General features: G+C 40.6%; 4 protein-coding genes. 3 read left to right on the forward strand and 1 reads right to left on the reverse strand.

Translation table 11 applies throughout. The features are described from left to right. Nucleotides 1-258: 258 nt before the first annotated feature. The 3 genes from AC1DND_RS12685 (at nucleotide 259) to AC1DND_RS12695 (ending at nucleotide 3,434) form a co-directional block, all read left to right on the forward strand. The gene (locus tag AC1DND_RS12685) at nucleotides 259-639 is read left to right on the forward strand and encodes an START-like domain-containing protein (protein ID WP_029278206.1); all 381 of its coding nucleotides are present in this window, start codon (nucleotides 259-261) and stop codon (nucleotides 637-639) included. 29 nt (nucleotides 640-668) lie between these two features. Continuing rightward, nucleotides 669-2,093 carry an LptF/LptG family permease gene (locus tag AC1DND_RS12690; protein WP_477582067.1) on the forward strand — a complete coding sequence of 475 codons (1,425 nt, stop codon included), beginning with the start codon at nucleotides 669-671 and terminating at the stop codon, nucleotides 2,091-2,093. Between the two features lie 129 nt (nucleotides 2,094-2,222). After that, the gene (locus AC1DND_RS12695) at nucleotides 2,223-3,434 is read left to right on the forward strand and encodes a bifunctional 3,4-dihydroxy-2-butanone-4-phosphate synthase/GTP cyclohydrolase II (RefSeq protein ID WP_131032157.1); all 1,212 of its coding nucleotides are present in this window, start codon (nucleotides 2,223-2,225) and stop codon (nucleotides 3,432-3,434) included. A 768-nt stretch (nucleotides 3,435-4,202) separates the two neighbouring features. Here AC1DND_RS12695 and AC1DND_RS12700 read toward each other — a convergent pair. Continuing rightward, on the reverse strand, nucleotides 4,203-8,198 hold a 3,996-nt coding region (locus tag AC1DND_RS12700; protein WP_477582068.1), incomplete at its 5' end, for a translocation/assembly module TamB domain-containing protein.

The following is an 8,198-nucleotide window of genomic DNA, read 5'->3' on the forward strand; positions in this document are numbered from 1 at the left end:
ATTAATCAACTACCCGCCCTGCGTTCGTCGTCAAAATAGCCTTCTGGCATGAAGTAACGAGGGGAATGACCACTGACGAATGAACTAATGACCAATGAACTGATGCACCAATAACCATTGAACCAATGGCAAATGAACCACTGAGCCTGCACCTTGAACCAATAAAAATTATATTGTTGCAGATATAGAATAAATTACCTTTCTTTAGAAAAATAATATTAAAAAATAGTCCGGAAATTATCCTGGTAGTGTACTAACATGGCAGAAAAGAAAAAATTTACACTAGAGTACGAAGTTAGATCGTCACCAAGAATATTGTATAGTTTTATAAGTGAGCCAAACGGCTTATCGCAATGGTTTGCGGACGATGTGAATTTTCGCGATCAGGTATATACTTTTACCTGGGACGATGAGCAGCAAAAAGCAAAACTGGTTTCCATTAAAGAAAATAAGCTGGTTAAATTTAAGTGGCTGGATGATGAACCTCAATGTTATTTTGAGATGGAAATTGTACAGGATGAACTAACCAACGATGTTGCCCTCTCGATTACTGATTTTACTACCGATGAGCTTCTTGCAGAGAAAAAATTAATCTGGGATAACCAGATCGATTATCTGATTAGCGTTTTGGGTGCATAAATTACCTTCGTATTGTTTACCTTTGTAGGGTGAAAAAAATACATCTTCTATTAATAAAAGCATTTGTGAAGCCATTCATAGCAACATTTTTTGTTATGATGTTTATTCTATTGATGTTTTTTCTGTTTAAATGGATTGATGACTTAATCGGAAAAGGTTTCGAATGGTACACCATTCTGGAGCTGATGTATTACGCCTCGGCTGCCAACGTATCTATGGCGCTACCACTATCGGTACTGCTTTCATCCATCATGACTTTTGGTACGCTGGGCGAGAATTATGAGTTGGTGGCTATTAAATCAGCGGGGATTTCTTTACAGAAAGCCATGCGCCCCTTGTTTGTGGTGATTTTGATGCTCACTATAGCCTCCTTCTTTTTTGCCAACTATATGCTGCCCAAAGCCAACCTCAAATTTGGTTCGCTACTGTACGATATCAGGAACAAAAAACTTTCATTTTTAATTAAACCAGGGGTTTTTAACAATGCCATTCCAGGTTATGCCATCCGTGTCGATTCGAAAGAAGAAGACGGTACGCTACACAATATCATGATTTACGATCACCGTGAAAATAACGGGATTCCGAAAGTAATTCTGGCCAGAGAGGGTAAGATGAATAAAACCGCTGATGGTAAGTTTTTGGTGCTTTACCTTAAAAATGGTGTGCAGTACGAAGAGCAGGCTTCGAAAAACGGCATGTACAACCCCAGGCAGATTTTTACGCGGAACCGTTTTAAAGAAACCTCACCGCGTTTCGATATGTCGTCTTTTGATGGAAATACCACCGATCCTAATGCTTTTGGAAACAGTACGCCCATGTTAAACCTGAAAGGGATCGTAAAAAAGCGCGACTCGCTGACCAAGCAACTGGATACGATGAAAATGCGCACCATTGCCAACCTCACCAGCAACTTTAAACAGTTTAATGTGACTAAAGGTTATACCAAAGTAAAAGCCGTACCGAAAGAGATTGATGATGTAATATTGAAGAGTATCCCTAACGGATCGCGGAAACTGGCCCTCGATAATGCAAACAATACGGTGGCGAATATTATGCAGCATGTACCCAACTGGGGGCCGCGCCAAACTGATTTAACCGGCGAAATTATTTTTACCACAGTAGAGTACCAGCGTAAATTTACCCTGGCCGCATCTTGTATCCTGTTGTTTTTTATTGGTGCACCCTTGGGTGCGATTATCAGAAAAGGGGGAATGGGTTTACCGGTAGTGGTGGCCATTTGTTTCTTTCTGGTGTATCACATTATTACCACAGTGGCCGAAAAATCAGCACGCGAAGGTAATTTAAACCCGATATTCGGGATGTGGATTGCCGTAATCGTTTTATCGCCACTGGCGGCCTTTTTAACCTATAAAGCTACAGTAGATTCGGCCTTGTTTGATGTAAATTATTACAAACAACTCTTCCTTCAACTGTTTAAAAAGAAGGAAAAATAGGCGTCTTTTCCTTTACTTACAGATGATATTTTAATCCAAATATTGCTCAATAAGGTTGTACATTTGTACGGGTTATTGTTTGTGGTATAAATTGATTTTAACACGCCATTGCCCCATAATGTTTATAAAATGCAAACAAAATTAAACACAATAGAAGAGGCCATCGCAGATATAAAAGCTGGTAAAGTGATTATTGTTGTAGATGATGAGAATAGAGAGAACGAAGGTGATTTTTTAACGGCAGCCGAAAATGCAACGCCCGAGATCATCAATTTTATGGCTACTTACGGCCGTGGTTTAATCTGTGCGCCCTTAACAGAAGAACGTTGTAAAGAGTTAAACCTTAACCTGATGGTGGGTAAAAATACGGCAGCTTACGAAACTAATTTTACGGTTTCCGTAGATCTGGTTGGACACGGTTGTACCACCGGGATCTCAGCAAGCGACCGCTCTAAAACCATGCTGGCCCTGGTTAATCCTAAAACCAACCCTGAAGAGTTGGGCAGACCAGGACATATTTTTCCTTTAATTGCAAAAGATGGTGGCGTAATCCGCCGTGCTGGTCATACAGAGGCTGCGGTAGATTTAGCGCGTTTGGCCGGCATGAAACCTGCAGGTTTATTGGTAGAGATTTTAAAAGAAGATGGTGAAATGGCCAGACTCCCTGATTTATTTAAAATTGCCGAACAGCACCAGTTAAAAATTATATCAATCGAAGATTTAATCGCTTACCGTTTAACCATGGATAGTTTGATTAAACAAGAGGTTAGCATCGATTTACCTACTGCTTGGGGTGATTTTAAAATGACGGCTTATACCCAGTTGGATAACAATGCCACGCACTTAGCCATTTCTAAAGGCGAATGGAATGCCAACGAACCGATTTTAGCACGTGTACACAGCTCTTGTGTAACAGGCGATATCTTTGGGTCGTGCCGTTGCGATTGCGGTCCGCAGTTGCACAAAGCACTAGAGATGATCGAAAAAGAAGGTAAAGGCATTGTCGTATACATGAACCAGGAGGGTAGAGGTATCGGGCTGATTAATAAATTACGTTCGTATAACTTACAGGATGCCGGTTTTGACACGGTAGAAGCGAATATTAAATTAGGCTTTAAAGGCGACGAACGCGATTATGGTGTAGGTGCGCAGATCCTGCGATCGGAAGGGGTTACTAAAATGCGTTTAATGAGTAATAACCCAACCAAAAGAGCAGGTCTAATTGGTTATGGCTTAGAAGTGGTCGAAAATATTCCTATAGAAATTGCAAGTAACGTACATAACGAACGTTATTTGACCACCAAAAGAGATAAAATGGGCCATTCGATTATGAAAGGATAATTCAGTTGGCAGTTAACAGTTTGGATTGTAAGAACTGAAAACCGCTAATTGAAAACTTATACAAGACCAACAGTTGAACAGATGTTCGATTGTTGGTCTTTTTTGTTAGGATATTTGTCATCCTGAGCGCAGCGAAGGATCTTTAAATAGCCGTCTTTCTCCCTTCCACATGCTTGCCTCGGCTAGCCGCCGAAGGGCTTTTTCTTTATCCTTGATGATAAAGAAACAAACAATCAAGGCTTGGATCTGATGTCGGATAAATTCGTCAAAGCTTAATTGATCGTCAGCACAAGCCCCCGATGAAAAATCGGGGAGGGCGTGCTACCTCGGGGTTGTGGTAGGTTGAGAGGAGGTGCTAAAGCTTTAACGTTTTCTCCTTCCATCATATCCTAGGCCGGATAGCAGGGTGCATATAGTATGGAGCAGAGAAACCATTCTCATTATTTCAATCGAGATCAATCGTCATTGCGCGGGAATGACGGCCGCCATAATCAGAGTTAATTTCTTATGTATGCGTCATTCCCAACTTGATTGGGAATCGTAATGCTATAGGGCTGATTAGCTTCGCTGAGCACTGCATGGTTTCTTTGCTTGCGTCATTCCCACGGCGTTCGTCCTCCTGAACTTGTTTCAGGACCTAAATGATACATAGTCTATCAAAGAAGATTGCTTCGTCGTTCCTTCTCGCAATGACGTATGAGGAAGAATGACATCCGGACCAATGACCAATAAACTATTGACTATTGAACCAATGACCAATGAACCTCTCTACCTCCGTTGATTCCCTTTACTCTGATTGATAATTGCTTCTTTATTGATCGATTTATTGGTTTTAACAGGGGCCTGGCTTTGTTTCCGTTTTAGGTTTCGGCGGTAAGCACCAGAAATTTTCTGGATAAACTCCTTAAACGTATCAAACTGCTGGGTGTAAACCAAACCGAAAGAGGTTACATTTGCCGTTGAGCTAATCCCGCTGTTTAAGAAGATACTTTGTTGCGTAGGTGGTTTATTTGCGGCCTTAACAGTTAAGCTTCCATCTTTTTTAATTAAGAAAAGGGCCTCAACCTCTCTACCCACATTGTCTTTAGAGAAATCGATAACGGTAAAATCGTTCACACTGTTCCGATCTACAATACCTGCGTTGATAATTAAACGATCGCTAAAGAATTTGAACGATGCATTGGCCTCGCTCAACGAGCGTACATTCAGATCGACAAAATTTAAGTTTAATGAAGAAAGTACATTGTTAAACTGGTTAAATACCAACTCGGTAGCTGTACTGGTTGCGGTAGAGCTGAGCTGGTTCCCGATCGATTCTCCTCCGTTTCCAGGGGCAAAACTTCTTCTGATAATTAAACTGAAAGCCTGAAGGTTCAGGTTGTTCTGATCGCTGAAATAGGTTTGCAGTTCTTCTTTGATAGAAGGCTGAGCAGGGAAGTTAATATCAAGTTTAATATCTGGTTTTAAGAGTAAACCTGTTAAACCCATCTCAACCTCAGTATTTACCCTTTGGTTGGCATTACTGCTGGCATCGCGGTTGGCTGCTTTGTAAAGGTCGTTCAAACTCGCTCTCAAAGCGTATACTGCTTTTAGGTTTATCTGTGCAGCTGTAGGGTTACCCGTCCAGCGGATGGTGCCACCTTGCCTGATCTCGAATTTTTTGTTAATTACCTCCTGTGCTGTAAAATCGAAACTTCCGGTTTCGATGATATAATCGCCAGACATTTCGAAATCGCCGAAACTGTTGATGTTTAAGTTTAGCTCGGCATTACCCTTGCCACTTAAATTACCCAGGGTTGTAAATATATTCGCCGTGGTATTCGGGTCGATGGTTAATTTGAAGGTTAGGGTCAGGCCATCAAAGTTGGTCTTTTTCTTAACCAGCACAGTCGAATCGCGGCTTACAAAATTAATGAAATCTTTATCTGATATGGTTTCTGAACTGTTTAAAGGCAGGTTGAAAACGGTTCCTTTTTCAGTTTTTGCCTTAATATCAATCTTCATTTTATTGGTAGGCCCGGTAAACTTAAATACACCAGTGCCGTAGGCCCGGCCATAATACACCGAATTGTCTTTGCTGGTGGTATTTAAGGCCATTAAGCTATTCGCGTTAACTGTTACATCCAAAGTAGGGTAATTGATGTCGTTTAAGTCTACAGTGCCGCGTGCGGTAGCCTCATGACCTTCCAGATCCTTAAGTTCAAAATCGCCGAGTTTAATTACGCTATTGTTTATTTCTACCTCATCGGTAATTACATAAGTGGTTTTAAGGTAGTTTACCATCAGCTGCCCTTTATCTAATGATAGGGTTCCATTAATTTCAGGTTTTTCTAATTTGCCCTTTACGGTTAAGTCAGCCGAGATATTCCCCTTTAAATTCGATACCAGTTGTTTAACAAAAGGCTCGAGGATGGTGAGCTTGCTTTCGTCCATTTTTACAGCCAGGTCGATTTCTTTTTCTTTTAGATCGAGATTTCCAGTCAGCTTAAAAGTCTCCGAATCGTCGGCCATAATGCGGGTAAATACGTTGATCTTTTTGCTTTCGTTGCTATATGATGAGGTATCGGTTAAAGTACCGATATAGATATCGTTAAAGTTTAACGAATCGATCTTTAAATCGTCGGCAACCCTCGGTGCTTTTAATATACCGTACAGATCGGTTGTGCCGTTCAGGTTTCCACCCAGTTTAACACCAAAGCCTTTGGTAAAAGGGTTCAGGGTTTTTAAGTTGAAATCTTTAAAGCCAACACTGATTAAATCTTTAGGGTCTTCCGAAATTAATCCATCAATAATAACCTGCTGCTTTCCGTTGGTTAAATCGAAATTAGTGATCTCGGTTTTGCCATTGTTGAGCACGATGCGTACCTTCTCCTGGATGCGCCACTCTTCGTTGTTGATTTTTAAGATAGAAGGCAATACGCTTAGCCTTGCTGTGGTATCTTGGTTTTTGGTAAACTCTACCAGGCCGTTTAAATCGAGCTGATTGTCCTCTTCAGCGTTCGACATTTTTACGTTGAAAGCCAAACTGTCGTTCCGCAGGATGTTGGAAATGTTTACATCTTTAATAAACAAACTGTCGTTAATCTGCACCCGATCTGAAGTTACAATCAGTTGAAGCTGTTGTGTGGTGGTATTTTCATCGAGGATGATATTGTTTACCACAATACCATTGTATTTTAGTTTCTTAACAAAACCGTTCAGCGTTGCGGTATTGTTGCGCGAGTCGAAATCGCCGGTTAATGTAGCCCCTTCTTCTAATTCTAAGCCTGGGACAAATATTTGCGCCAGCGGTTCGAACTTTTTAACCTTCAGGTTAAACTGAAAAATCTGGTTCTTGTATTTGATAATATCAGCCTTTAACGAAGGGATATAGGTTTTGGCGATGGCTTTGTAATAAGAAACAATAGAATTTAAATCGTACTCACCTTTAATACTGGCATCTAAAATATCTGATCGGATATCCAGTACGCGGCTGGCACCCTTTCCGGCGGCCATTAACTGTACCGAATCAACACTGTAGATACCCTTCGAATTTTGCAGCCTGATTTGTTCTATTAATAATTTACCTGAGATATTGTTCAGGTTGGTACCCGAGAAATTGGTGGTAAATTTAGCATCAACCTGCAACGAATCTTTCACCAGCTTTAAAGCCTTTAATCTTGCTTTAGAAATAGTGGCATTAAAGTTAAATACCGGCAGTTTAGGATTCAGGTTTACTCCGCCATCAAAAACCAGTTTAACATTACGGTCGTTAATGCTCAGCTTGCCATCGAAATACTTTTTGTTAAAGGTTCCGTCAATCTTCACATTGTGGTAACGGTAATTATTAAAGTCGATATAGGTTACATCGCCGTTTATCTTCTCGGTCAAATCTTTAAGCTCAGTGCCGCGGCCCTTAACATACAGTGAGGAGCTGATACGGCCAAGGCTTTTTTCGTCAATCAGGTTGCCAAGATTAAAATCGTAGCTTTTTACGTTCCCTGTATATGAAGGAACATCGTTTTTATCGATTTTCATGTTCACATCCGAAACAATACGGCCAAGTTTGGTTTTAAATTCGCCGTAAGCAATAAAGTCGTTCTGGAAACCGGTAAAACTTCCGTTAAAGTTAATGTTGCCGAATTTGTTCACAATTACCGGAACAATTTTCTTTTTGCTGTTGGTAATGCCGGCCAGTACCTCATCCAGATCGGTTTTATTCGTTCCCGCCATTTCAATGTTGAGGTCCATAAAGGTTTCTTTCCATTTCGGCAGTCCCTTTAAAATAAAATCGCCTTTAATGTGTGTGGCTTTTCCGGTTCTTAACKATAGTTTTTTGGCTTTAAGGTTATTCACTAAACCCGTAATCTGGCCATCAACATCAAGGTCGAGTTTCATGGTGTTCAGCTCAGGCGCAAAGAAGGCTATATCTCTGGAAGTGATGTGGCTATCTTTAAAAATGGCCTTCATCCGAACATTATCTACATAGTGGTTAAAGTCTTTATAACTTTTAAACCGCATTTGGTAATAGTTTGTTAAACGGCTCTGATTGGTTTCGAGCAATAGGTTTTTCAGCTCGATGGCATTACTGTCTATAGTGGTTTGGGCCGTTAAGTTTTTAAGGTAAAACCCGCTACGCTCTTTAAAAGTTAGGTTTTTGATATTGGTTTTAATCAAATGGTTTTTGGTATCGAGCCCTTCAAAAATTCCGCTCAACTCTTTAACAGATACGTTTTCGAAGTTTACACTTTTGCCCTGAACGGTATCTTTTGCCCTGTAATTGAT

Source organism: Pedobacter sp. 01N416 (assembly GCF_056399685.1).

Bases quoted from the DNA above. Each gene is read 5' to 3' on its own strand.
- AC1DND_RS12695 (WP_131032157.1), top strand. From the start codon at position 2,223: ATGCAAACAAAATTAAACACAATAGAAGAGGCCATCGCAGATATAAAA.
- AC1DND_RS12685 (WP_029278206.1), top strand. From the start codon at position 259: ATGGCAGAAAAGAAAAAATTTACACTAGAGTACGAAGTTAGATCGTCA.